The organism is Amycolatopsis sp. NPDC114478 (assembly GCF_055633805.1).
The window spans coordinates 176,071-199,249 of record NZ_JBVKDO010000016.1 but is presented as its reverse complement, the minus strand read 5'-3'; the positions used below and the strand labels follow the sequence as shown (position 1 = coordinate 199,249).

Annotated in this window: 25 protein-coding genes; 10 read left to right on the top strand and 15 right to left on the bottom strand. The window is 71.9% G+C overall.

The window, feature by feature from the left end:
* Positions 1–44 precede the first annotated feature (44 nt).
* From ACZ7OH_RS36180 to ACZ7OH_RS36170, 3 genes are all read right to left on the bottom strand, one after another.
* Positions 45–1,019, bottom strand: a complete 975-nt coding sequence (locus ACZ7OH_RS36180; RefSeq protein WP_470284968.1) for a GlxA family transcriptional regulator — start codon at positions 1,017–1,019, stop codon at positions 45–47.
* A 1-nt stretch (position 1,020) separates the two neighbouring features.
* Positions 1,021–1,530, bottom strand: coding sequence for an ATP-binding protein (locus ACZ7OH_RS36175; RefSeq protein ID WP_470284967.1), 510 nt, complete (start codon positions 1,528–1,530; stop codon positions 1,021–1,023).
* 155 nt (positions 1,531–1,685) lie between these two features.
* A complete protein-coding gene (locus ACZ7OH_RS36170) occupies positions 1,686–2,327 on the bottom strand; it encodes an FMN-dependent NADH-azoreductase (protein WP_470284966.1) in 642 nt (213 codons plus the stop codon).
* A gap of 82 nt (positions 2,328–2,409) precedes the next feature.
* Between ACZ7OH_RS36170 and ACZ7OH_RS36165 the strand changes: the two genes are divergently transcribed.
* Positions 2,410–2,886 (top strand): MarR family winged helix-turn-helix transcriptional regulator, encoded by a 477-nt coding sequence (locus tag ACZ7OH_RS36165; protein WP_470284965.1) that lies wholly within the window; start codon positions 2,410–2,412, stop codon positions 2,884–2,886.
* A 3-nt stretch (positions 2,887–2,889) separates the two neighbouring features.
* Here the strand turns inward: ACZ7OH_RS36165 and ACZ7OH_RS36160 are convergent, their stop codons facing one another.
* Entirely contained in the window at positions 2,890–3,030 is a 141-nt protein-coding gene (locus ACZ7OH_RS36160) for a SecDF P1 head subdomain-containing protein (protein ID WP_470285027.1), read from the bottom strand.
* 226 nt (positions 3,031–3,256) lie between these two features.
* Positions 3,257–5,035 carry a glycoside hydrolase family 76 protein gene (locus tag ACZ7OH_RS36155; RefSeq protein WP_470284964.1) on the bottom strand — a complete coding sequence of 593 codons (1,779 nt, stop codon included), beginning with the start codon at positions 5,033–5,035 and terminating at the stop codon, positions 3,257–3,259.
* A gap of 153 nt (positions 5,036–5,188) precedes the next feature.
* Here ACZ7OH_RS36155 and ACZ7OH_RS36150 point away from each other — a divergent pair, with 153 nt between their 5' ends.
* Positions 5,189–6,241, top strand: coding sequence for a serine hydrolase domain-containing protein (locus ACZ7OH_RS36150; RefSeq protein ID WP_470284963.1), 1,053 nt, complete (start codon positions 5,189–5,191; stop codon positions 6,239–6,241).
* Here ACZ7OH_RS36150 and ACZ7OH_RS36145 read toward each other — a convergent pair.
* Genes ACZ7OH_RS36145 through ACZ7OH_RS36135 form a run of 3 tightly spaced genes read right to left on the bottom strand, consistent with a single transcriptional unit; the run spans position 6,231 to position 8,651 of the window.
* A complete protein-coding gene (locus tag ACZ7OH_RS36145) occupies positions 6,231–6,812 on the bottom strand; it encodes a CPBP family glutamic-type intramembrane protease (RefSeq protein ID WP_470284962.1) in 582 nt (193 codons plus the stop codon). The genes ACZ7OH_RS36150 and ACZ7OH_RS36145 overlap by 11 nt on opposite strands.
* Positions 6,809–7,705: an NAD(P)H-binding protein gene (locus ACZ7OH_RS36140; RefSeq protein ID WP_400897989.1), complete on the bottom strand. Its 897-nt coding sequence runs from the start codon at positions 7,703–7,705 to the stop codon at positions 6,809–6,811. The genes ACZ7OH_RS36145 and ACZ7OH_RS36140 overlap by 4 nt, the downstream gene beginning before the upstream one ends.
* 37 nt (positions 7,706–7,742) lie before the next feature.
* Positions 7,743–8,651 (bottom strand): DMT family transporter, encoded by a 909-nt coding sequence (locus tag ACZ7OH_RS36135; RefSeq protein WP_470284961.1) that lies wholly within the window; start codon positions 8,649–8,651, stop codon positions 7,743–7,745.
* 73 nt (positions 8,652–8,724) lie between these two features.
* On the opposite strand from ACZ7OH_RS36135, the gene ACZ7OH_RS36130 reads away from it, so the two are divergent.
* Positions 8,725–9,648, top strand: coding sequence for a LysR family transcriptional regulator (locus ACZ7OH_RS36130; protein ID WP_470284960.1), 924 nt, complete (start codon positions 8,725–8,727; stop codon positions 9,646–9,648).
* On the opposite strand, the gene ACZ7OH_RS36125 is transcribed toward ACZ7OH_RS36130, so the two are convergent.
* Entirely contained in the window at positions 9,599–10,510 is a 912-nt protein-coding gene (locus ACZ7OH_RS36125; protein ID WP_470284959.1) for a LysR family transcriptional regulator, read from the bottom strand. The two genes, ACZ7OH_RS36130 and ACZ7OH_RS36125, sit on opposite strands and share 50 nt — an antisense overlap.
* A gap of 83 nt (positions 10,511–10,593) precedes the next feature.
* On the opposite strand from ACZ7OH_RS36125, the gene ACZ7OH_RS36120 reads away from it, so the two are divergent.
* On the top strand, positions 10,594–11,538 hold the full coding sequence (locus tag ACZ7OH_RS36120) for a threonine/serine dehydratase (RefSeq protein WP_470284958.1): 945 nt from the start codon (positions 10,594–10,596) through the stop codon (positions 11,536–11,538).
* Here the strand turns inward: ACZ7OH_RS36120 and ACZ7OH_RS36115 are convergent.
* Both ACZ7OH_RS36115 and ACZ7OH_RS36110 read right to left on the bottom strand, forming a co-directional pair.
* Complete coding sequence (locus ACZ7OH_RS36115) at positions 11,492–12,310, bottom strand: LLM class flavin-dependent oxidoreductase (RefSeq protein ID WP_470284957.1); 819 nt, start codon at positions 12,308–12,310, stop codon at positions 11,492–11,494. The genes ACZ7OH_RS36120 and ACZ7OH_RS36115 overlap by 47 nt on opposite strands.
* A gap of 90 nt (positions 12,311–12,400) precedes the next feature.
* Positions 12,401–13,231 carry a peptidoglycan-binding domain-containing protein gene (locus ACZ7OH_RS36110; protein WP_470284956.1) on the bottom strand — a complete coding sequence of 277 codons (831 nt, stop codon included), beginning with the start codon at positions 13,229–13,231 and terminating at the stop codon, positions 12,401–12,403.
* 401 nt (positions 13,232–13,632) lie between these two features.
* Between ACZ7OH_RS36110 and ACZ7OH_RS36105 the strand changes: the two genes are divergently transcribed.
* The 3 genes from ACZ7OH_RS36105 (at position 13,633) to ACZ7OH_RS36095 (ending at position 15,431) form a co-directional block, all read left to right on the top strand.
* Complete coding sequence (locus tag ACZ7OH_RS36105; protein ID WP_470284955.1) at positions 13,633–14,685, top strand: C40 family peptidase; 1,053 nt, start codon at positions 13,633–13,635, stop codon at positions 14,683–14,685.
* A gap of 55 nt (positions 14,686–14,740) precedes the next feature.
* Positions 14,741–15,163, top strand: a complete 423-nt coding sequence (locus ACZ7OH_RS36100) for a hypothetical protein (protein ID WP_470284954.1) — start codon at positions 14,741–14,743, stop codon at positions 15,161–15,163.
* 67 nt (positions 15,164–15,230) lie between these two features.
* Positions 15,231–15,431: a DUF3072 domain-containing protein gene (locus tag ACZ7OH_RS36095; protein WP_470284953.1), complete on the top strand. Its 201-nt coding sequence runs from the start codon at positions 15,231–15,233 to the stop codon at positions 15,429–15,431.
* Positions 15,432–15,821: 390 nt separating this feature from the next.
* Here the strand turns inward: ACZ7OH_RS36095 and rho are convergent, their stop codons facing one another.
* The gene (gene rho / locus ACZ7OH_RS36090) at positions 15,822–16,883 is read right to left on the bottom strand and encodes a transcription termination factor Rho (protein ID WP_470284952.1); all 1,062 of its coding nucleotides are present in this window, start codon (positions 16,881–16,883) and stop codon (positions 15,822–15,824) included.
* A 321-nt stretch (positions 16,884–17,204) separates the two neighbouring features.
* On the opposite strand from rho, the gene ACZ7OH_RS36085 reads away from it, so the two are divergent.
* Positions 17,205–17,648 (top strand): ATP-binding protein, encoded by a 444-nt coding sequence (locus ACZ7OH_RS36085; protein WP_470284951.1) that lies wholly within the window; start codon positions 17,205–17,207, stop codon positions 17,646–17,648.
* A gap of 145 nt (positions 17,649–17,793) precedes the next feature.
* Here the strand turns inward: ACZ7OH_RS36085 and ACZ7OH_RS36080 are convergent, their stop codons facing one another.
* Both ACZ7OH_RS36080 and ACZ7OH_RS36075 read right to left on the bottom strand, forming a co-directional pair.
* A complete protein-coding gene (locus ACZ7OH_RS36080; protein WP_400897963.1) occupies positions 17,794–18,006 on the bottom strand; it encodes a hypothetical protein in 213 nt (70 codons plus the stop codon).
* A gap of 44 nt (positions 18,007–18,050) precedes the next feature.
* Complete coding sequence (locus tag ACZ7OH_RS36075) at positions 18,051–19,214, bottom strand: glycoside hydrolase family 64 protein (protein WP_470284950.1); 1,164 nt, start codon at positions 19,212–19,214, stop codon at positions 18,051–18,053.
* 324 nt (positions 19,215–19,538) lie between these two features.
* On the opposite strand from ACZ7OH_RS36075, the gene ACZ7OH_RS36070 reads away from it, so the two are divergent.
* The gene (locus ACZ7OH_RS36070; protein ID WP_470284949.1) at positions 19,539–20,435 is read left to right on the top strand and encodes a glycoside hydrolase family 16 protein; all 897 of its coding nucleotides are present in this window, start codon (positions 19,539–19,541) and stop codon (positions 20,433–20,435) included.
* Positions 20,436–20,452: 17 nt separating this feature from the next.
* Entirely contained in the window at positions 20,453–20,947 is a 495-nt protein-coding gene (locus ACZ7OH_RS36065) for a methylated-DNA--[protein]-cysteine S-methyltransferase (RefSeq protein ID WP_372665745.1), read from the top strand.
* Here ACZ7OH_RS36065 and ACZ7OH_RS36060 read toward each other — a convergent pair.
* Complete coding sequence (locus ACZ7OH_RS36060) at positions 20,944–23,157, bottom strand: extracellular catalytic domain type 1 short-chain-length polyhydroxyalkanoate depolymerase (protein WP_470284948.1); 2,214 nt, start codon at positions 23,155–23,157, stop codon at positions 20,944–20,946. The two genes, ACZ7OH_RS36065 and ACZ7OH_RS36060, sit on opposite strands and share 4 nt — an antisense overlap.
* Positions 23,158–23,179: the final 22 nt, after the last annotated feature.

Here is a 23,179-nt window from a genome sequence, read left to right as displayed (position 1 = left end):
GTCCTCTCCCTGCCTGGATGCACGGATCGGGAGGCGGGTCCGGTTCAGCCGATCCCGGTGGTCCGGAACCGCGCGCGGTAGTCGCTGGGCGTCACGCCGAGGCCGCGCGCGAAGGCGCGTCGCAGCGTCTCGGCGGACCCGAAGCCCGACCGCCGCGCCACGACGTCGAGGGGCTCGGTCGTGGTTTCCAGCTGCTGCTGGGCGAACTCGAGGCGCACCTGCTCGACGAACCGCGCGGGCGTGCGGCCCAGCTCGTCGCGGAAGAGGCGCGTCAGGTGCCGCGTGCTGACCCCGGCGCGGGCGGCCAGGTCGTCGAGGGTGTGCGGTGCCGACGGGTCGGCCGCGACGGCGTCGAGCACGGCCCGCAGCACCTCCGTGCGCGGGCGGCCGGTCTCCAGCCGGACGCTGAACTGCGACTGCCCGCCGGGCCGCTGCAGGAAGACGACCAGGTGCTTGGCCACCAGCCGGGCCACTTCGGCGCCGAGGTCCGCCTCGACCAGCGCGAGCGCCAGGTCGATGCCGGAGGTGACGCCGGCCGAGGTGAGCACCGGGCCGTCCTGGACGAAGATCGCGTCGGCGTCGACGGTGATCCGCGGGAACCGGCGGGCGAGCTGGTCGGTGAGGTCCCAGTGCGTGGTGGCGCGGCGGCCGTCGAGGACACCGGCGGCGGCCAGCGCGAATGCGCCCGCGCACACCGACGCCGTCCGGTCCGCGCCGCCGGCGAGCCGCCGGATCTGCGCGACGAGCTCGGTGTCGGCGATCGTGCGGACCCATTCGGGGCCGCCGGGCACCAGCACGGTCGCGCCGCGCGGGTCCGCCGCGGCGAGGTCGAGGTCCGCGCCCACCCGTGTCCCCGTGTTGGCGCGGACGTCGGCGCCGCCGGGCGAAGCCGTCTTCAGCTCGTAGCGCCCGCCGTGCTCGTTGGCCTCGGCGAAGACCTCCAGCGGCCCGGAGACGTCCAGCAGCCGGACGCCGTCGTAGAGCACGACGACGACGCGACAGCCGGGACGGTGGCCCACCTCAGCCCTGGCCGGACCAGCCGCTCAGCCGGGTGAGCAGGCGCTCCAGCACCTCCGGGTCCGCCGCCACCGGGGCGCCCGAGACGGGCTCGTCGACCAGGGTCCGGCGATCCTGCCGCCGCGGCAGGCGCACCTGCTTGGCGTTCATCCCGCCGGGCAGCTCGAGCTCGCACCAGGTGGTGCGGGCCCCGCCCACGCCGGGCGTGACGCCGACGCGCTCGCCGGGGCCGGCGACCTTCGGCTCGGGCAGCCCGGGCACGTCGTCGTCGACCTCGACCACCAGCACGTCGGCGCGCAGCCGCAGCCGCAGTGTGACGAACGCGGGTGACCGCGGGTCGCCGGCGTCGATCACGGTCTCGACCAGCCGTCTCGCGGTCGCGGTCACCTGCTCCAGCATCGGCAGCAGGGACCAGTCGGTGAGAATCAGGCGGACGAACAGTTCCGTGACCGGCAACGCGCTGGGTTGCGCGACCAGCCGGATATCGTCCATCTGGGAGGTGTGCGCGCTCAAACCTGACCTTCCTCGCCCAGGTCGACTGTCCGGGTCCCGGCATCTTGCCACCCGGCCTCCGGCGGGACGGTACCGGCCGGGGCGGCGCGGCTGCGCCGGGGTCCCGGCCGGAGTCGTCGAAGGCGGGGAATCGCGCGCCGAACGGTCGCCGTCCCTCAGACCCGCGCGGGGACCCAGAGGTCGTCGATGACCTTTTCCGCCGTGGCCAGGCTCGCGTCGGCCAGCGGGATGAGCTCCGCCATCGCCGGGTTGACGTGCGCCAACGTCAGCTCGGCCGTGATGAACCGCGGCTGGAGGCCGGTCAGCGAAACGCCGTGCGGGAGCCACTGCTCGGCGTGGTCCCAGCCTTCGCGGGGCGTGCCCTCGCCGTAGCCGCCGCCGCGGGAGGCCAGCACGATGAACTCGCGGCCGCCGAGCAGGCCGGTCTGCGTCTCGTGGTCGACCGAAAGCCCGGGCGCGATGAGGTGGTCGACCCACGTCTTGACGCTGCTCGGCGCGCCGAAGTTGTAGAGCGGCAGGCCCAGCAGCACGGTGTCGGCCGCCTTGATCTCGTCGACCAGCTCGCGGGTCCGCGCCCACGCCGCCGCCTGCTCGGGCGTGTGCTGCTCCGGCGGCACCATGCCGGCCAGCCCGCTCGCCGAGTCGATGTGGGGCAGCGGGTTCGCGCCCAGGTCGCGGTAGGTGACGGTGCCGTCCGGGTGCGCGGCGCGCCACGCGGCCGCGGCCCGCGCGGTGAGCGCGCGGCTCACCGAGCGCTCGCCCTGGATGCTCGAGTCGATGTGGAGGAGGTGCGCCATGTCGTTAGCCGCCCATAGATCGTTTGTGTCGGACAAACCATTATTAGCACACCGACTGTTGGGACGCCCATATACTGGGCTCATGTCGTCGCTGCCGGTCGTCAACCAGCCGCCCCACCGGTGTGGTGCGCTGCTCGGCCAGCTCACGCGCCGGTTGCAGACGCGCAGCGAGTCGGTGCTCACCCCGCTCGGGCTGCGCCCGCGGCACCTGATCGCCCTGACGGTCCTGCGCGACCAGGGCGGCAGCTCCCAGCAGGACCTGGCGAAGACCCTGGAGATGGACGGCACGAACGTCGTCGGGCTGCTCAACGACCTCGAAGCGGAGAACCTGATCGAGCGCCGCCGCTCCCCCGTCGACCGGCGCCGGCACGTGGTCGAGCTCACCGACGTCGGCGCCAAGCTGCTGGCGCGGGCGGAGTTCGCGCTCGCCGCGGTCGAGGACGAGGTGTTCAGCGGACTCAGCGACGAGCAGCGCGAGACCCTCTACGACCTGCTGCAGCAGGCGACGAACAAGACGAACATCGAAGCCTGCCGAGAAGCCCTGCCGCCGACCTGCTGACCGTCAGCCGCCGGTGATGGCGGACTGCACGCTCGGCGCGGCCAGGACGCGGCTCTTCAACACCATCGCGACCTGCTTGCCGACGTTCCGCCCGGTCCACTCCGTCCAGGTCCGGGTGCCCTGCGCGCGATCGCAGCTGACCAGGGGCAGCGCCGGGTCGTCGCGGCCGTCCAGCGGATCGGGCTTACCTTGGGCGCCGTCGAACGCCGGCGCCGCGGCCTGCTGCGTGGCCGGGTCGGTGCTCTGCCGTTCGGTCGCCGAGCTGCCGCCGGACCCGGCGGCAGCTCGACCTCGGCCTGGCGCCCGATGCCGAGCACGGCGACGGCCGCGAGCAGGAGGATCCGCACGCCGCTCATTCCGTCGCGCGGAGCTACCCGGCCGCCAGGATCGCTTCCAGTCCCGAGGCCTGCGTGCGCCAGTCCGTCACGTTCGGCGTGGTCCCGGTCCAGCGCTGGCCGATCCGGTTCAGCGCGTCGCGGTCGTTCGTCCACAGCGCGTCCGCCTGCTGCCGCGCGAACGCGCGGTGGGTTGCCGAGCCCGTCGCCGTCGCGAGGTCGCCGAAGTAGCGCAGGAAGATGCCCTTGAACTGCTTCTGGTTGTCGTCGCAGGAAGCCGTTCCCGTGTCGCAGGATTCGACGAGCACGCCGCCCGACGTCAACCGGGCCATCGCCGCGTCCGCCAGCCGCTTGGCCGCGTCCAAATAGGACTGGACGCCGGTCGCGCGCCACAGCTCCAGCAGCCCGCCGATGCCGAGGCCCTGGTTGTACGTCCAGACGGTCTGGCCGTTGTTCGCGCACGACGACGTCAAGCCGTCGTTCACCAAGCCCGAAGAGTTGATCAGGCCGCTGTTGAGGTACCAGTCGCCCGCGGTGCGAGCCCGCTGGCCCCACGTGGTGTCGCCGGTGATCCGGTTGTGCAGCGACGCGGTCAGCCGCAGGTACAACCCCGCCGTGACGGCGTTCTTGTACGTCCGCTCGCGGTTCCACCACACCCCGCCGCCGCAGCTGCCGGTGTCCCAGAACCCGTGGACGTAGTTCGCGATCGTCGTCGCCTCGGTGAGGTAGCGCGGGTCGTGGGTGCGGTCGTAGACGGCGACCCAGGCCAGGCCCCACCACGCGCTGTCGTCGATGGCGCGGCTGACGAAGTCGCCGTCGATCGCGTCGGAACTCCTTGCCCCCGCGGGGAAAGCGACGCGGTTGACGTCGAAGGTGCGGGCCAGCGCGGCGTCGAACCCGCCCGCGTCGGCGACCGCCGTCACCGCGACCGCCGAGTTCCACCAGCTCGACGGCCACCACGCGGTGTACGGCTCGTAGGACCACATCAGAGCGTCGAGCGCACCGGCCGCGCGGGTCGTCGCCGGGCGCGCCCAAGCCGTGCAGCTTCCCTGGGAATGCGTGGCTTCGCGGCCGCACGCGCGGACCGCGCCGCCGTAGAGCCGGCCGCGGGGATCGCGCGTCGCGAACGCCGTCGTGTGCGTACCGGTCGCGCCCGCGGCGACGCTCGTGCGGCCCAGCGACGAGCCGTCCGGCCAGCTCGCGCCGGCGTCCCACGACCGGTCGAGCCAGACCTCGTCCCCGGCGCCGCCGGCCTCGATCCCGGCCCACGCCAGGCCGCGGCCGTCGAAGTGGAGCCGGATCGTGCGGCCGAAGAGCGTCGTCGGCGCCACCGGCTGGCTGTCCCCGCTGCCCGGCGCCGCGCGGTCGCACGCGGCGTCGCAGACGTCCGGGTAGATCCACGCGGTGCAGCCGACGCCTTGGGCGTCCCCGCACGCGCGGACCCAGCCGCGGCGGTGCTGCGCCGGGTCGGTGAGGTTGTACATCAGCGTGCGCGTGCCGGTCCACGTGCCGGGGATGCTCGCCTTGCCCAGCAGGCCTTCCCAGGACGCGCCGGCGTCCCAGGAGCGGTCGAGCCAGACGGAGTCGCCGGCGACGCCGTTGTCGATGCTCGCCCACGCCATGCCGTCGGGGTCGGAGGCGTGCAGGCGCAGCACGCGGCCGTTGATCACCTTGTCGGGCAGGGGAAAGCTCTCCCGCGCGGCCCGCGACGGGTCGAGCGTGTCGCACGACGTCACGCACACCGCCGTGGCCGCCTCGGCGGGGATCGGGGTCAGGGAACCGAACACGAGCAGCAGCACGAGCAATGTCCGCATCGACATCCCTCTCCACGCACCGGAGTTCGTTCCAGCATAGGAAGCCGCGACGCGGTTCTGAAGGTTTCCGCCCGGTTCTGGCTCGTTCCGGACAATGGTTCGCCGCGGGAAAATGAGTGGTGCGGCCCGGCCGGACGGAGTTGGCTGGCCGCCGTGACCGACATCCGGGGTGAGTGCGAAGACCGGTTCAGCAAGGTGCGTGAGGTCCTGGCGGCCTCACTCGATTCCGACGACGTCGGCGCTTCGGTCGCCGTCTTCGTCGACGGCGAGCCGGTGGTCGACCTGTGGGGCGGGTACGTCGACACCGCCCGCACGAAGCCGTGGGAGCGCGACACCATCACCACCGTCTGGTCCACCACCAAGACGATGACGGCGCTGTGCGCGCTGGTCCTCGCCGACCGCGGCGAGCTCGACCTCGACGCGCCGGTCGCCGCGTACTGGCCCGAATTCGCCGCGGCGGGCAAGGAGACCACGCTCGTCCGGCACCTGCTCGGGCACACCGCCGGCCTGCCGGACTTCGCCGGACCGATCGCCGTCGAGGACCTCTTCGACTGGCCGGCCGTGACCGCGCGGCTGGCCGCGCAGGCCCCGGCGTGGGAACCCGGGACCGCGGGCGGGTACCACTCGGTCACGTTCGGGTTCCTGGTCGGCGAAGTCGTCCGCCGCGTCACCGGCCGCAGCCTCGGCACGTTCTTCGCCGAGGAGGTGGCCGGCCCGCTGGGCGCCGACTTCCACATCGGGCTGGCCGCCGGGCACGACCACCGCGTCGCGCCGCTGATCCCCGACCCCCAGGGCGACAAGCCGCCGGGTTTCCTGGTCGGCGTTGCGGACTCGTACTCCGAAGCCTGGCGCCGCGCGGAAGTCCCGGCCATCAACGGGTACGGCAACGCCCGCTCGGTCGCGGCGGTGCAGTCGGTCCTGGCGTGTGGCGGCGGCGGTCTGCTGTCGGCCGCCGGGGCCGAGCGGGTCTTCGAGGAGCAGTTCCACGGCGAGGACCGCGTGCTCGGCGCGCGGATGCGCTACGGCCTGGGCTACCGGCTGGAGGGCCGCACGTGCTCGTGGGGCGGGTGGGGCGGCTCGGTGGTCCTCGTCGACGCGCCGAACCGCATGGTGGTGGCGTACGTGATGAACCAGGTCCTCTGGGACGGCGGGTACGACCGCGGCCTCGGCGCGGTCATGGCCGCCTACGACGGGATCACGGGCTAACGGGCGGGAACAGGCGCGGCAGGAAGGCGAGCATCAGCGCCGACCACACCACGTGCGTCAGCAGCGGCGCCTGCACCCCGCCCGACCGGCCGCGCTGCACGGTGAACAGCGTCCCCATCACCGCCGAAGCCAGTACCAGCGCGGGATTGCGCGTCGCCGTCGTCGAAAGGACGTACAGCGCCGTCGCTTTCCCCGGACCGAACGCGTCGTGGAGCGCGCCGCGGAAGAAGACCTCCTCCGCCGCTCCGGTCACCAGCGTCGTCGCCGCCACCGACGTCGTCGGACCGCGGTGGGCGTGGTCGAGCACCCCCGCGATGGCGCGGCGCAGCGGCGGGATGCGGCGGGCCACCAGCGCGCAGCCGTAGAACACGCCGAACGCGCCCACCCCGACCAGAACCGGCTGGACGACGTCCCGGCGGCCTCGCGGCACCCGCCCGGCGCCGGCGAACCACGTCGCCGCGACCGACGCCGTGAGGACGTGGAACCGCCGCGAGCCCGGCCTGCTGGCCAGGGACGCGCCGAGCAGCCCGGATCCGGTGGCCAGCACCCCGGCGAGACGAGCCTTCTTCACGCGGGCCGCCGGCTCTTCGCCCGCTCGCCGAGGGCCTGCAGCACGGCTTCGTCGTAGCCCATCGGCTCGAACTCGACGATCCGGCGGATGGCGTCGTCGCGGACGACGACCTCGTTCGTCATCGAGTCGATCAGCGCCCGTCCGGTCGGCACGTCGATGTCGGTGACCAGGGAAAGCCAGTACGAGGACAACCGTGGCGAGAGCAGCGGCACCGGCACGATCACCAGCGGGCGTCCCTCGATCGCCGCGACCCGCTGCAGCATGTCGCGGTAGGCCAGGACCTCGGGGCCGCCGATGTCGAACGTCCGGCCCTCGGCCTCCGGGTGGTCGAGCACGCCGGCCAGGTAGCGGACGACGTCGGCGATCGCGATCGGCTGGGTGCGCGTGCCGACCCAGCGCGGCGTGATCATCGCCGGCAGGTGCTCGACGAGCTGTCGGGTCAGCTCCCACGACGTCCCGCCGTGCCCGATGACGATCCCGGCGCGCAGCACGGTCACCGGCACGCCGGTCTCCCCCAGCAGCCGCTCGACCTCGCGGCGGCTGGCCAGGTGCTCCGACAGCGTGTCGTCGTCGTCCCCGAGGCCGCCGAGGTAGACGATCCGGCGCACGCCCGCGTCCGCCGCCGCGCGGGCGAACGCGCGGGCCGCGTCGGCGTCCCGGCGCTTGAAGTCCGCGCTGTCGAGCGAGTGGACGAGGTAGTAGGCGGCTTCGGCGCCCTTGAGCGCGTCGCGCAGGGAGCCGACGTCGGCGACGTCGCCGCGCACGGGGGTCCCGGCGCCGCGGTACTTCGCGGGGTGACGGGTCATCGCGAGGACGTCGTGCCCCGCCTCTTCCAGCGCCGGGCACAACCGGCCGCCGACGAACCCCGAAGCCCCGGCCACCAGCACACGCATACCGGCGACGGTAGCCGGGACCGTCCCGGCCCGCAGATCATCCGCGGCGGGTCCGCCCGGCGAAGCAGACGGCGGCGACCACGCCCGCGCAGCCGACGAGCTGCGGCACGCTCGGCGTCTCCCCCAGCAGGCCGATGCCCAGCAGCACCGCGCCGACCGGCTGCAGCAGCATCAGCGTCGCGCCGGTGGTGGCCGACATCCGGGGCAGCGCGGCGGAGATGAGGATCCACCCGATCAGCTGGCCGATGACGGCGAGCGCGACCAGCCAGCCGAACGTCTCCGGGCTCGGGCTCAGGTCGAGCGTGCCGGTCGGGACGCCGAGCACGACGGCAACAGCCCCGGCCGAGAGCGTCGCCAGCACCAGGGACTGCGCTTGCGCACCCTTGCCGCCGCTGAGCCGGATCAGGAAGAGGTAGCCGGCGTACCCGGCGCCGGCGAGCATCGCGAACACCGCGCCGGTGACGGGATCCGGGCCGAACGAGCCGCTCCCGGCGAACCCGCCGGCCAGCACGAGGCCGCCGAGCAGCACGGGCACGGCGAAGAGGAACTGCTTCGCCGGCCGTTCCCGCAGGAACGCGAACGCCAGCAGCGGCACGATGACCACCTGCACGGCGAGCAGCACGGTCGCGATGCCGGCGCCGACCCGCGGGATCGCCTCGCCCCACAGCACGAAGTCCAGGCCGAGCCCGACGCCGGCCAGCAGCGGGAGGAGCACGCGGGGCGCCGGGCCCGACTTGCGCCGTTCCCGCGCGGCGAGCGCGAGCAGCACCGGCAGGGCCAGCAGGCAGCGCCAGAACGCACTCGTGCTGCCGCTGGCGTGCGAGACCTTGATGAAGACCGACGACAGCGAGATGCAGAAGCTGCCGAGCGCGGCGAGCAGGCGCGGGTCGAGGCGCTCGGTCAACGGCGTGGCGGCGGTCGTCGGGCGGGGCGCGGTCGTGGTCACGGTTCCAGCGTGCGGGCCACGACTGTCAAGAACAAGCGAATGTTTCTGCACCTCATTCGGTAGAGTCCCTACTGTGTTCGGACTCGAGCGGATGCGCGCGCTGCACGCCGTCGCCACCCAGGGCTCGGTCGCCGCGGCGGCCGCGTCCCTGCACGTCACGCCGTCCGGGGTGTCACAGCAGCTGGCGAAGCTGGAACGGGAAGCGGGGCAGCCGCTGCTGGAGCCGCGCGGCCGCGGCGTGCGGCTGACGAAAGCGGGCCAGGTGCTGGCCGCGCACGCCGAGCGGATCCTGGCGCAGGTCGCCGAGGCGAAGGCGGATCTGGAGCTGCTGCGCGAGGACGTCATCGGGCCGCTGCGGGTCGGCGCGATCCCGACGACGGTGCACGCGCTCCTCCCGCCCGCGCTGGCGACGCTCGCCGCGCAGCACCCGCGGCTGGCGGTGACGCTGCACGAGGGCGAGGCGGAGCAGACGATGCCCCGCGTGCTGGCCGGCGACCTCGACGTCGCGGTGCTGGAGAGCTGGGAGGACCGGCCGACGGTGCTCCCGCCCGCGACGACGCGGATCGCGTTGTTCACCGACGTCGCGGACCTCGCCCTGCCCGCCGGTCACCGGCTGGCGCACCGCAAGACGGTCGATCTGTCCGAAGTGGACGACCTGCCGTGGATCGGCTGGAGCCTGGGGTCCGGCTGCTACGAGTGGCTGCTGCAGGTGCTGCGCAAGCAACGGCTGGAGCCGCGGATCAGCTGCACGGTGGGCGGGTACCCGACGCAGCTGGCACTGGTGGCGGGCAACGTCGGCGCGGCGCTGGTCCCGCGCCTGGCCCGCGAGCGGCTGCCCGACGGCGTCCGCATCCTGGCGACCCGGCCGGCGCTGACCCGCACGATCTACGCGATCTGCCGGGCGGGCGAAGAGGACCGCGGCGCGGTGCGCGCGTGCCTGGACGCGCTCAAAGCGGCCTCGGCGCGCTTCGAGAGCGCGGGACGGCCGGTCGGCTGAGCCGGTCCACCATCTCCGTGACCAGCTCGCCCGGCCGCCGGTGGTGCACCAGGAAGATGTCCCGCGCCGGCCGCGCGTCGGTCACGTCGCGGACCTCGACCCGTGCTGTTCCCGCCCGCTCGAGCACGCTTTCCGGCACGAACGCGATCCCCAGCCCGGCCTCCACCAGCGCCAGGATCACCTGGTAGTCCCGGGTTTCGTAGGTGACCCCGAGTGTGACGCCCGCGGCGTCGGCGAGCTGGTCGAGGCACGCGCGGTTGGGCACGCCCGGGCTGCCCGAGATCCAGTCTTCGCCGGTCAGCGCCGCCAGCGTGAGCCGGCGGGTACGGGCCTCCGGGTGGTCCGGGGGCAGGATCAGGCGGAACCGTTCCGCCCGCAGCAGCGACCGGACCAGCCCGCGCGCGTCGGGCAGCGGCGCGCCCGGGTAGCGGTGGGTGATCAGCAGGTCCAGCTCGCGCGAGCGGATCAGGTCGTAGCCGCCGGGCGGCTCGAGGTCCAGCAGCCGCAGCGCGACGGCCGGGTGCGCCCGGCGGAACTCGGCGAGCGCCGCCGGCACGAGTGCCGTGCCGGCGCTCGCGAACGTGCCGACGGCGAGCCGCGCCGGCTCCGCGCGGAGCACGGCTTCCGCGCCGCGCAGTTCCCCGGCGATCGTCTCGGCGTGGACCAGCAGCGCTTCCCCGACCGGCGTGAGCGTGACGCCGCGAGCGTGGCGGTGCAGCACGGACGCGCCGACGTCCCGTTCGAGCTTCGCCAGCTGCTGCGAGACGGCGGACGGCGTGAAGGAGAGCTTCTGGGCCGCCGCGGCGATCGAGCCCGCGCGGGCGACTTCGGCGAGCAGGGCGAGGCGGCGAGCGTCGAGCACGGCACCTCCAGCCATAAGCAGAGCTGTTGGCAGCATAGAAGACATCGCTGGTGCTTACGACGGTCCGCGCGCATGCTGGGGACGTGATCAGCACTTCGGATGTCGAGCAGGCCGCCGCGCGGATCGAGGGCCGGGTCCGCCGGACGCCCGTGTTCATCGACGACGGCCTGTGGTTCAAGCTCGAGCAACTGCAGCACACCGGGTCGTTCAAGGCGCGGGGCGCGTTCAACCGGATCATCGCCGCGGGCCCGCTTTCGGCGGCCGGTGTCGTGACGGCGTCGGGCGGCAACGCCGGGCTCGCCGTCGCCCACGCCGCGCGGGAGTTCGGCGTGGCCGCGCGGGTCTACGTCCCGGCGAACGCGCCGGCGGTCAAGGTCGCGAAACTGCGGCAGCTGGGCGCGGCGGTCGAACTGGTCGGCGACAAGTACGCGGACGCCTACGACGCGGCGGTGAAGGACGCGGCGGACCGCGGCGCGCTCTTCTGCCACGCCTACGACCAGCCCGAGATCTGCGCCGGCCAGGGCACGGTCGGGCTCGAGCTGCTGGAGCAGACGGGCGGCGTCGACACGATCCTGGTCGCGGTCGGCGGCGGCGGCCTGCTGGCCGGCATCGCGGCGGCGGTCGAAGGCCGGGCGCGGGTCGTCGGCGTCGAACCGCGCACGGCGCCGACGTTGCACGCGGCCCTGGCGGCGGGCGAGCCGGTCGGAGTCGAGGTGTCCGGCGTCGCCGCGGACTCGCTGGGCGCGTCCCGGCTCGGCGACATCGCGTTCGCGGTCGCCACCCGCACCGAGGTGGGGTCGGTGCTGGTGGACGACTCGGCGATCCTGGAAGCCCGGGCGGCGCTGTGGGACCGCTACCGCCTGGCCGTCGAACCGGGCGGCGCCACGGCGTTCGCGGCGCTGCTGGATGGCGCCTACCGGCCGTCGCCGGGAGAGCGCGTCGCGGTGCTGCTGTGCGGCGCGAACACCGACCCTGCGACGCTCACTTCCCCGACAGCCGCGCCACCAGCGGCGCGAACTCCTCGATGAAGGCGCTGTTGACGCTGACGTAGGAGACGCCGAGCTCGTCGCGGCGCCGTTCGAGCTCCGCGGCCATGTCGTCGAGGCTGCCGCGGAGCATGGTGAGCGAGTCGTGTTCGATGAGCGTCTCGGCGTCGACGCCGATGAACCCGCGGATCCACGGCGGCACCTGCTCCCCGACGACGAAGATGTTGAGCGCGAGCTCGACGTCCCGGTCGCCGGCGGCGGCGCGGATTTCCTCGACGTAGCCGGCCATCTCCGCGCGGGTGGTCAGCACGCCGCCGGCCAGGGTGACGATGTCGGCTTTCGCCCCGGCGAGCCGCCGCGCCTTCGGTCCCCCGGCGGCGATCATGACGGGGGTGTGCCCGTCCCCGTCCAGCCGCCGGACGTGGTCGATGGTCTCGGAGATCGAGTCGAGCCGCTCCTGGCCCGAGCCGTAGGGCAGGCCGAGCTCCTCGGCCTGCTGGCGCATGGTGGGCAGCCCGGTCCCGAGCCCGAGCTCGAACCGCCCCTGCGTGACGACGGTCAGGCTGTGCGACTCCCAGGCGGCGGCCCGCGCGGTCCGCAGCGGGCTGGCGAGGACGAACGAGCCGACCCGGAGATCGGTGGTGACGGCCGCGGCGGCCGCGAGCGAGGCGGTGGGCGTGGGGAGGTTGAGGTTGTCCGGGCTGAGGAGGGTGGAGTAGCCGAGCTCTTCGGCCCGCCGCGCGGTCTGCAGCCACTTCGCGCCGCCCTCGGTCGCGCCCGCGACCACGCCGAACCGGAACGCCTTCTTGACCATCGGAGCACTCCCCGGGTTGGTTTGGTGGTTTCGATCAAACCACCGGGGCGTCTCGCGGTGCCACCGCGAGACGCCCCAATTCCCCTGCGGTCAGCCGCGCTGATACTCCTCCCAGGTGACCTTGGTGACCGCGGGGCCGTCGTCCGCGCCGCGGCCGGCGAGACCGTTCATGCCCAGGTAGTAGTCACCGGTCTGGTGCTGCGCCCCCGACGAAAGGTCCGGGTCGGAGATCGCCATCGCGTGGATGTGGTAGGCGAAACCCTGGTCCGGCGTGCGCAGCCAGGCGGCGAACCCGACCTTGCGCAGCGCCTTCAGCAGGGTGGTCCGGCTCGCCGAGGACAGGCTGGACACCGAGATGTCCATCGCGCCGCCGCCGTCGTGGGTACCGGCCGAAGCGTCGACGCCGCCGGGGTTGTACGACCCCTGCGTCAGGCTGACCGACGACCCGAAGATCCCCTCGGCGGCCACGAGCATCGCCTTCGTGCGCGTGTTGAGCGTGACGCCGTGGTAGGTCACGTGGCTGCCCGCCGAAACCGGGTTCGTCACCGTGTACCGGCCCTCGCCCAGCTTCTCCAGCGACGTCTTGCCCGGCAGCCCGGACGCGTCGATCCCGGTGTAGCCCAGCGACTTCTGGTACTGCGAGTACGCGGTGATCGTGGTGGTGCCGAAGTAGCCGTCGACGTAGGTCGAGGCCAGCAGCCCCTTCGCCTGCAACGCCTGCTCGACGAGCAGGACGCTGTCGTGCGCGCCCGGCGTCTGGGTGTCGTCGGCGCGGCGCGGGTCGATCTGGGCCGCCTTCAGCACGGCCTCCATGTTCGCCGTGGGCAGCGCCGTCGTGGCCATCGGCGCGGCCTGAGCCGGTGCGGCCACGGCGAACGCCGCTGCGGTGAGTGCCGTCAGCACGGCGGCCTTCGTGAACATCCCTGTCCTCCACTGGTCGGAATCAGTACGGCCCTGAGGATCACCCCACCGGATACAAGGGACGTACAAAAGCGGCATTCGCTCCGGTATCACGACGTGTAATCCCAGCCACAGCCGATCCGGTCTCCACTGGTCCAGCCGTGTTTCTCGTCGTCACGCAGAGTTGTCACGAGCGAGCCCTGGACGTTGCCGTGTTCCTTTCGTAACCTGTCCGAGATCTCGCGGCCCCCGGTCGTCGATGAGACGGCGACGCGAGATCGCCGCCGATACCCCCTGACGGGTACCGGATCCCCTCGCGGGCTCTTCCTGTTGCGGTCGAGCGCGCGCTGGGCCGAGGCGAGGCCCCCGACTCGCCACCGGTGCCCGACGGCGGCCGATCAGCAAAGGAGACCCGCGCGAGAATGCGTTCGCATCCCGTCAAGCGCGTGGTGTCAGGTGCCCTCGCCGCGGCGTCGGTGATCACTGTCGTCACCATGGCCCAGTCGCCGGCCACCGCCGCCCCCGTCCCCGTCCTCCAGGCCCCGCCCACCGGGTCCGACGCCCTGGCCAAGTACCGCGACCTCTCGGCACAGGCCGAAAAGCTCAACGAGGACCTGCTCAAGGCGCAGGACGACCTGACCGCCAAGCAAGGCCAGCTCGACAAGGCCAACGCCGACGTCACCGCGGCCAAGGACGCCGGTGCCCAGGCCATCGAGGCGAAGCAGAAGTACCAGACGCAGGTCGACAAGTTCGCCGGCGCGTCGTTCACCAGCGGCGTCCAGATGAACAAGCTGTCGGCGCTGCTGGCCGGTACGTCCACTCAGGACTTCCTGGACCGGTCGGCGGCGCTCGAGGTCATCGCGACCGACAAGAACGCCGCGATGGACAACCTCAGCGGCGCGGCCGACAAGGCCACTGCTGCCGAGAAGGCCGCGACGGACGCGGCGAAGCGGGCGCAGGACGCCCGGGACGCCGCGGCCAAGCTCGCGTCGGACATCGAAGGCAAGAAGAAGAACCTGCAGGACCAGATCGACCAGATCGAGGCCCAGAGCAAGACGCTCAGCACCGCCGACAAGGCCGCCCAGAAGGACACCGGCGGCAAGGCACCGACCGTCAAGGCGCCCTCCGCGGCCGCGCAGAAGGCGGTCGACGCGGCGCTGAGCAAGCTCGGCAGCCCGTACGTCTACGGCGCCACCGGGCCGAGCACGTTCGACTGCTCGGGCCTGATGCAGTGGGCGTACCAGCAGGCCGGGATCTCGTTGCCGCGGACGGCGGCGGCGCAGTCGGGCTACGGCACGCCCGTGTCGCGCGACCAGCTGCAGCCGGGCGACCTGGTCGCGTACTACTCCCCCGTGTCCCACATCGGGATGTACATCGGCGACGGCAAGATGGTGCACGCCCCGACCAGCGGCGACGTCGTCAAGATCTCGCCGCTGCTGAGCCAGTACGCGGGCGCGACGCGGCCCACCGCGTGAGCGGGTGCCCCGTTCCGCGAGGTGTAGAAATCGCGGAACAGGGCATCTTCCGCGCATGGTCGACAACTACGACGCCGCGACGGTCGAGGCCGTCGGCAAAGTCACCGAGGCGCTCGAGACGATCGAGCGGGCGCGCGGGCACCTCTACTCGTTCCACCAGCTGACCGGTAGCGCGGACCTGGCCCTCGGCGAAGCCGTCGAGAAGCTCGAGAAGGCCGGCCACGCGGACTGGGCGCGGCGGATTTCGGAGGAGCTGATCGGGCTCAACGTGCTCCCCGATCGGTGGACGTTCCAGGTCGTCGAGGAGTACGACGACGGCTACTACAAGGCGTGCCGCGACCTCGAGCGATCGCTGCTCGAGTCGTTGACGGACGGACGCCGCCACCTGCACGAACAGCAGATGAAGGCCGACCGCCGCACGCACGGCAGGCCAGGCCACGAGGCGGGCGCGCCGTCGACCCCACCGGCCCGCCCGTGACCGGCGATTGTCGTACCCCTGCGCTACAGTCGAAGCCAGGCGAACAGATGTTCGATTGGAGGATGTCGTGACCGATCAGGTGGAACCGAACCCGGAGAAGGACCCGAGCGACTGGACGACCGGCGACGAGCCGATGACCGGGCCGCAGAAGTCATACCTGCAGACTTTGGCGCAGGAGGCCGGGGAGGAAGTGCCGGAGGGGTTGACGAAGGCGCAGGCCTCGGCGCGGATCGACGAGCTGCAGCAGGCCACTGGGCGCGGTAACTGACCGGCTGAGCGCCGGGGCAGGCCGGATTGGCGGCCGCGGGGAAACAAAGGCCCTGGGCGGCCGGCCGGGCCAGGTCGGCTCGCGCGCGGTTGTCGGCGGCGCGCTTATGCCCGGGCGGCGGGCAATCCGCCCCGGTGACCGAGGTCAGCTCGCGCGTGTTTTGCGCTCGGCGGCCAGCGATCCGCGTGGGCGCTGAGGTTTGCGTGCGGGTCTCCTGCCGCGCGCTTTGTGCCCTGCGCCACGGCATGGCGCCTTCTCGCACGGGTAATCATCTTCGAGATGCCCAGCTCCCCGAGACCGGCGAAGGCGATCCGCCCGACAGTGCCGAGGAAGCCCGTGGCGTCGGGCAGAAAGTAATCGGTGAGCTCCGGGAACGCCGGGGCAGCTAAATCAAGCCGCCGCGGGTAGTGCGGCGCCCGTTACGCGGAGGAGGAACTCCGCGTTGGAGCCCGTCTTGCGGAGCTGGTCGAGCAGCTGCTCGATCGCGTGCGGGCCCTGCAGTGCGCGGCGCACCTCGCGCATCGCGGCCAGTTCTCCTGGCGTGACCAGGAGTTCCTCGCGACGGGTGCCGGATCCCGGGATGTCGACCGCCGGGAAGGTGCGGCGCTCCGCCGCCTTGCGGTCGAGTTTCAGCTCCGCGTTGCCCGTGCTCTTCAGCTCTTCGAAGAACACCGTGTCGGCCAGCGAACCGGTCTCCACGAGCGCCGACGCGACGATCGTGAGCGAGCCGCCGCCTTCGAGGTTGCGGGCCGCGCCGAGGATGCGCTTCATCGGCTGCACCGCGGCCGCGTCGACGCCGCCGGACAGCGTGCGGCCCGACGGGCGGGCCGCAAGGTTGTACGCGCGGCCGAGGCGGGTCAGCGAATCCAGCAGCAGCACGACGTCTTCGCCGCGCTCGACCAGGCGTTTCGCGCGCTCGACCGCGAGTTCCGCGACCGCGACGTGTTCGGCGGGCCGACGGTCGAAAGTGGACGCGATCACTTCGCCGCGCACGGTCCGGCGCAGCTCGGTAACCTCCTCCGGGCGCTCGTCGGCGAGCAGCACCATCAGCCGGCATTCCGGGTGGTTGACCGAGATGCCGTGACCGATCTCACGCAGCACGGTCGTCTTCCCGGCTTTCGGCGGCGAAACGACCAGCGCGCGCTGGCCCTTGCCGAGCGGCGTGACGAGGTCGATGACGCGCGGCAGCAGGCGCGCCGGGGTGGTTTCGAGCAGCAGGCGCTTGTCCGGGTGCACCGGCACCAGGTCGGCGAAGTGCGGGCGCGGTTCCGCCGGGTCGGCGCCGTTGACGCTGGTGATTTCCTCCGGCGTGCCGGTGATTTCGTCGCCCGGGCGGAGTTTGTGCTTGCGGACAAGGGAAAGCGGCAGTGCGACGTCGTCCGGAGCCGGCCGGTAGCCGGTGCGGACGAACGGGGTTTTTCCGGATGTGTCAAGGATTCCGTGAAAAGACATGGGTGTCTCCTGATGAGGTGACCGGTCCGCGCGAACGGCGGAACCGGTGAAATGAGGAAGAAGGCCGATCAGCCTGGATCCGAGAGCTTCCTCCGGGCGGCCGCGGGGCCGGCATCCGTGAGGAGCACTTTCACGTTAGCGCGACATCACGCAAAGCACAACGGGTAAGACGTCGTCGCGGTGGGTAGGTCTGAAGAGAAGCCCGTGAAGCGGGGGACCCGAGGCTGATGATGGGAGCGGATCGTGTATCGACATACCCCGGAACCTGGCGTCGATACCGGCGAGAGCGCCGACGCCGACCAAACCGGGACCACGTCCCCGATGCGCACGAGCGGTGGAGCCGTGGTCACCTCGACGTTCGAAGAACTGGCGCCCGCACTGCCGAACGAGGTGGCGGGGTTGCGCCGCAAGCTGACGCAGTGGCTGGCCGAGCTGCCCCTCGACCCGGGCAGCACGCACGACATAACGCTGGCGACGTACGAGGCGCTGGCCAACGTGGCGGCGCACGCGTACCCGCAGGGGAACGGCTGGGCCCGCCTCGAGGCGAAGCGAGCAGGCGACGCGGTAACGGTGACGGTGACGGACACCGGCTGCGGAATCGCGGCAACGCGCCCCCACCAGGCGGGACTGCGCACCTCGGGCGGCCGAGGCCTGGTGCTGATCGAGAAGGTGACGGACCAGACCGACATCGACTCGGGAGAGAACGGAACAACGATCCGCATGACGTGGCGCCCGGCGGCGCTGAGGGACGAGAACCCGGCCTGAGCGCGGAACACACTGGGGACACGCTGACGCGAAGACCGGTAAGCACGGCACGGCCCAGCCGAGCCATGACCCTTCCCCGGCGCGCTCCGCAACCCCTCACCCCGGCCCCGGCCCCGGCCCCGGAGTGTCCTACCTCACAACCCCCTCAAGCGACCTCGGCCAACCGCACCAACCGGCCCCGAGGGTACGAAACCAGCTCCCTCTCCTCATCCGTCGTGAAGATCTCCACAGAGTCCCCCAGCAGCTCCGCCGAGGTCACCTGCAGCTGCCACGCGGGGAGGCCCGGCGCCGGCTCATGCCAGAACCACTGGCCCTTCGTCAGCTGGTCCGCCGGGACCGTCGCGTCGTCCTTGTTCATGCCCATGAGGCTAGCCGTCACCACCGACAGTTTTCGCACTGCCTCTAGGTGTGGGCCGGGTTGATCGTGATCGTCAGCACCTGCGGGTCGCCCGCGAAGACCGCTCCGCTGAAGTCCGGCCCCGGGCTCACGTCGTCGTACGGGAACGCGTAGCCCCGGTTGTCCGGCAGTTTCGAGTGGACGATCCGCGCGTAGTGGTTGGTCGCGTCGCCGCCGTAGAAGCGGGACGGGTCCTCGTCCGTCGGCTGGTTGGGGTTGTCCAGCAACGTCGTGCGGTTCAGCGCCGCCGCCAGGCGGGGGACGATCGCCTTGCGCGCGTCGCTCGCTCCCGCCGTCAGCGCGAACGGTCCGCTGTCGCAGCTCCACACGTCCGCCGTCGACGGCTTGGCGAACGACTCCGCGCCGAACACCAGCTGGTCGCCCGAAACGCGGCCGGTGAACTTCCCCAGGCCCGGGTTCTGCGAGTCGACGACCAGGTCCATGCCCGCGTACTTCTGCCACACCTGGTCGATGTACCCGTCGAGGTAGCCGCCGAACTGGGCCGCGTGGTGGTGCGGTGAGAGCACCCGCAGGTTCCCGCCCCCGCCCGTCTGCACCAGGGCCGCCCACTCGCCACCCAAGGCGGAGAGCGAAGAAGCGACCTGGTCCAGCGCGCCCGCCGGCAGCCCGTTGACCGTCGACGTGCCGGACCCCGACGTCAGCGACAGCCCCATCGGGATGCCCACGAAGTCGACGTAGCTGATGTTCGCGAACAGCTGCGTGTCGTTGAACGTGAACTCGCTGAACGACCAGTTCCTGCCGTAGTTCGGGTTGCCGGGGTTCAGGAAGCTCGGATGCACCAGGTTGGGCCCCGGGTCGAGGAAGAAGTCCAGCTTCGCGTCCGTGACGACGTAGATGCGCGCGCCACCCATCCTGGGCACGGAAACCTGCGCTCCCGACGCGATCGGGATGGCGCAGTCCTCCGGCAGCGGGGTCGTCGGCGCCGACGGCGACGCCGGGTAGTACGGCGTTCCGTCGGCGCGCAGCAGCACGAGCCGGCCGTCCGGGGTCGTGCCGGTCACATACGCGTACACGGTTCCGGAGCCGGAGTTGTTCACCAGCTTGAGGCCGAACGTGTCCGGCGTCGCGGCGTAGGCGGACCGCGCCAGGGGTACTGCCGTGGCGAGCGTCGCGGCCGTGAGGCCGAGGAACGAGCGACGGGAGATCATGGTGTCCTCCACGGTGAGGAGACGGCGGAGTCCATAAAGGACGTCCGAGGGTGGTTCGCAGGGTTCGTTGTGGACGCCAACAAACTATGACCACGATTTCGTTACCTGGCAACCCTTCGAAAGAAGGTCCAGACCACCGCACCACCCGGCCCGCGCGATGCCCGGAAAGGAGAAATTCCAAACCGGACTCCCCCGGGTCTGCCCACGGGTACCGCGTGCCGGGTACTTCCGGGCACATCCCTTGACGCCACCGCGGACCGGCGGTGAAAGTGGACGGCCTCGCAGGTCGTGGACGACCGGATTCCCCCGAGGAAGCGAGAACCCATGCGCACCGCCCGACGAATCACCGCCGTCCTGGCCACCTTGTCCTTCGCCGTGACCGCCGCCCCGGCCCACGCCGAAGCGGGCTGGACCACGGTCTTCCAGGACGACTTCGACGGCGCCGCCGGCACCGGCCTGAACGCCCAGGACTGGCTCTACGACACCGGAACCGGCTACCCGGGCGGCGCGGCGAACTGGGGCACCGGCGAGCTCGAGACCGCCACGAACTCGACCGGAAACGTTTACCACGACGGCCAAGGTCACCTGGCGATCAAGCCGCTGCGCGACGCGAACGGCCAGTGGACGTCCGGCCGGATCGAAACGCAGCGCACCGACTTCGCCGCCCCCGCGGGTGGTCAGCTCGAGATCAGCGCGACGCTCAAGCAGCCCTCCCCCGAGCACGGCCTCGGCTACTGGCCGGCCTTCTGGGCGATGGGCGCCGACGCCCGCCCTGTCGGCGCGACGAACTGGCCGAGCATCGGCGAGCTCGACGTCATGGAAGACGTCAACGCGCTGAGCAAGCACTCCACCACCTTCCACTGTGGACAGTGGCAGGGCGAGTGCCACGACCCGGACGGCATCACCAGCGACCTCCAGGACTGCCCCGGCTGCCAGGACGGCTACCACACCTACTCCGTCGTCGTGGACCGCCGCGACGCCGCCGCCGAGGAGCTGCGCTTCTCCCTCGACGGCACCCAGACGTTCTCGGTCAAGCAGAACCAGGTCTCCGACGCGACCTGGAAAGCGGCCGTCGACCACGGGTTCTTCGTCATCTTCGACGTCGCGATCGGCGGCTCCTACCCGAACAAGGTGTGCGGCTGCACCTCCCCCGGTGCGGACATCACGCCCGGCGCCGAGATGAGCATCGACTCGCTCTCGGTGAAGACCAGCCAGGGCTGACCCGTAGGCTGGGTGCCATGAAGCACGCCGTCATCGCGTCACCGATCGGACCGCTGACCCTGGTCGGCGACGGCGAGGCGCTGGCCGGGCTGTACTTCGACGGCCACCTCCGGACACCCCGCCTCACCGACCTCGGGCCGCGCGACGACGACGGTTTCGAAGCCGCGAAAGCCCAGCTCGGCGAGTACTTCGCCGGCACGCGGCGCGAGTTCGACCTCGAGCTCGCGCCGCGCGGCTCGGCGTTCGAGAAGCAGGTCTGGGCGCTGCTGACGAAGATCCCGTACGGCGAAACCCGCACCTACGGGCAGCTGGCCGCCGAGCTGGGCGACCCCGGCGCCGCGCAGGCCGTCGGGAACGCCAACGGCTGGAACCCGATCAGCGTCATCGTGCCCTGCCACCGGGTGGTCGGCACGAGCGGCGGCCTGACCGGGTACGCGGGCGGCCTCGCCCGCAAGCGGTTCCTGCTGAGCCTCGAGGAACCGCCCGCGGACGAGGTCGGCCGGCTGTTCTAGCCCGCCGAGCAGGTCACGGCCGGGTCCGTCAGGTTCCCGCCGTGCTCGACGGTGAAGCCGATGACGTTGCCGCTGCCGTTGGGCCGCGCGGTCAGCATGTAGCCGGTGCTGTCCCAGGTGCCGGTGTAGTTCCAGCTGCCGATGACCTTCTGCGGTGCGTGGAAGGTGATCGTGAGCACCCAGTTGTTCGACCCGGTCACCGTCACCTGGCCGTTGAAGCCGACGTTCCACTCCGCCGTCTTGGCGTAGGTCCCTGTGCAGCCACCAGGTGGCGGTGTAGTGGGTGTCGTCGGCGTGGTGGTCGTGGTGGTCGGCGGCGGGGTCGTCCCGCCGTTCAGCGCGTCGAGCACGGCGGTGTAGGCCGCCTTCTTCTGGCCGTTGCCGTCGAACAGCAGCGGCGTGGCCGACGCCCGCCACGAGTCCGTGTCGCGGATGCCCCACACCGTCATCCCGGTGCAGCGCGCGACCGCGAGGCACGCGTTCGTGACCGTGCGGTAGTTGTCCGCCTGCGTCGTGCCCGACCCTTCGATGTCCAGCTCGGTGATCTGCACGTCGACACCCAGGTCGGTGAAGTTCTGCAGCGTCGTCCGGTAGTTGCCCGGCACCGGGCTGTTGGTGTTGAAGTGCGACTGGAAGCCGACGCAGTCGATCGGCACGCCGCGGGACTTGAAGTCCTGGACCATCCGGTAGACGGCCTGGGTCTTCGCCTGGCTCCAGTCGTCGGTGTTGTAGTCGTTGTAGCAGAGCTTCGCGTCCGGGTCGGCCGCCCGCGCGGCGCGGAACGCCGCCTCGATCCAGTCGTCGCCGGTGCGCTGCAGGTTCGAGTCGCGCCGGGCGCCGGAGCTGCCGTCGGCGAAGGCTTCGTTGACGACGTCCCAGGCGTAGATCTTGCCGCGGTAGTGGCTCGCGACCTGGGTGACGTGGTTCAGCATCGCCGAGCGCAGCGCCGAGCCCTCCATGCCCTGCATCCAGCCGGGCTGCTGCGAGTACCAGGCCAGGGTGTGCCCGCGCATCCGGGCGCCCTGGCTCGCCGCCTGGGCGACGATCCGGTCGGCGCCCGAGTAGGAGAACTGGCCTTGCGACGGCTCGGTGGCGTCCATCTTCATCTCGTTCTCCGGCGTGATCATGGAGAACTCACGGCTGAGGATGCCCGTGTAGACGCTGTCCGAGAGCTTGCTCGCCGAGACGGCGGTGCCGAAGTAGCGTCCGGTCCCGCCCGCCGCGCTGCCCAGCGTGGTGCCGCCGGACGGGGGCGGCGTCGTCGTGGTGGTCGTGGTCGAACCGCTGTTCAGGCCCAGGAACGCGATCGCGTACGGCACCATCCCGTTCTGCGGCAGCGAATGCCCGGCGCCCTGGACGCTGATCCCCTCGACCGGCGCCTGCACGCCGGTGCCGCCGTAGCGGGTGCGGGTCCAGTCCGACTGCGGCGCGTCGGTCGACGACGGCGTCTGGCTGACGCCGCGCAAGTTGGTCCACTGCTTGATCTCTTCCCCGAAGTTCGGGTAGCGCAGGGTGTCGTCGGCGGTGCCGTGCCACAGCTGCATCCGCGGGAACGGGCCGCTGCGCCCGCCGCTCATCTGGCGGGCCTGGTCGCCCCACTGCTGGGCGGTCTTGATGAGCTGGCCGCCCGAGCACTGGCTGTTCCAGCTCGACCCGTCGGTGGTGGCGAAGCAGCCGGCGGGCACGCCCATGAACGCCGAGCCGGCGGCGAAGACGTCCGGGTACTCCGCGGCGAGGACGTTCGTCATCATCGCGCCGGAGGAGAACCCGGTGACGAACACGCGCGCGGGGTCGACGTTGTAGTGGGCCTTGGCGTAGTCGACCATCGAGAGGATGCCGACCGGGTCGCTGCCGCCGCCCCGGGTCAGCGCCTGCGGTGACGAGACGTCGAAGCACTGCCCGCTGCGCGTGGCTTCCGGGAACACGATGACGTACCCGTACTGGTCGGCCGCGGTGACGTAGTCGTGCGCGTAGCCGTTGAACACCGCCGAGGCCGAGCCGGTGCAGTAGTGGAGGGCGACCAGCAGCGCCGGCTTGGCGGCGACGTGGTCCGGGACGTAGGCGTACATGTTCAGGTTGCTGGGGTTGGTGCCGAAGCCGGTCACGCGGGTCAGCGTGGCCGCCGACGCGGGCTGCGCCGTGACCACCAGGACGATCGCGGCGGCGATCGACAGCACGGCGGCGAGGAGGGCGGTGAAGAGTCTTCGCACTCGAGTCCATCCTTTCCGGGAG

Coding starts and splice junctions, on each gene's coding strand:
- ACZ7OH_RS36170 (WP_470284966.1), bottom strand. CDS start 2,327: ATGGCGCACCTCCTCCACATCGACTCGAGCATCCAGGGCGAGCGCTCG.
- ACZ7OH_RS36165 (WP_470284965.1), top strand. CDS start 2,410: ATGTCGTCGCTGCCGGTCGTCAACCAGCCGCCCCACCGGTGTGGTGCG.
- ACZ7OH_RS36155 (WP_470284964.1), bottom strand. CDS start 5,035: ATGCGGACATTGCTCGTGCTGCTGCTCGTGTTCGGTTCCCTGACCCCG.
- ACZ7OH_RS36140 (WP_400897989.1), bottom strand. CDS start 7,705: ATGCGTGTGCTGGTGGCCGGGGCTTCGGGGTTCGTCGGCGGCCGGTTG.
- ACZ7OH_RS36115 (WP_470284957.1), bottom strand. CDS start 12,310: ATGGTCAAGAAGGCGTTCCGGTTCGGCGTGGTCGCGGGCGCGACCGAG.
- ACZ7OH_RS36110 (WP_470284956.1), bottom strand. CDS start 13,231: ATGTTCACGAAGGCCGCCGTGCTGACGGCACTCACCGCAGCGGCGTTC.
- ACZ7OH_RS36105 (WP_470284955.1), top strand. CDS start 13,633: ATGCGTTCGCATCCCGTCAAGCGCGTGGTGTCAGGTGCCCTCGCCGCG.
- ACZ7OH_RS36100 (WP_470284954.1), top strand. CDS start 14,741: ATGGTCGACAACTACGACGCCGCGACGGTCGAGGCCGTCGGCAAAGTC.
- rho (WP_470284952.1), bottom strand. CDS start 16,883: ATGTCTTTTCACGGAATCCTTGACACATCCGGAAAAACCCCGTTCGTC.
- ACZ7OH_RS36085 (WP_470284951.1), top strand. CDS start 17,205: ATGCGCACGAGCGGTGGAGCCGTGGTCACCTCGACGTTCGAAGAACTG.
- ACZ7OH_RS36080 (WP_400897963.1), bottom strand. CDS start 18,006: ATGAACAAGGACGACGCGACGGTCCCGGCGGACCAGCTGACGAAGGGC.
- ACZ7OH_RS36075 (WP_470284950.1), bottom strand. CDS start 19,214: ATGATCTCCCGTCGCTCGTTCCTCGGCCTCACGGCCGCGACGCTCGCC.
- ACZ7OH_RS36070 (WP_470284949.1), top strand. CDS start 19,539: ATGCGCACCGCCCGACGAATCACCGCCGTCCTGGCCACCTTGTCCTTC.
- ACZ7OH_RS36065 (WP_372665745.1), top strand. CDS start 20,453: ATGAAGCACGCCGTCATCGCGTCACCGATCGGACCGCTGACCCTGGTC.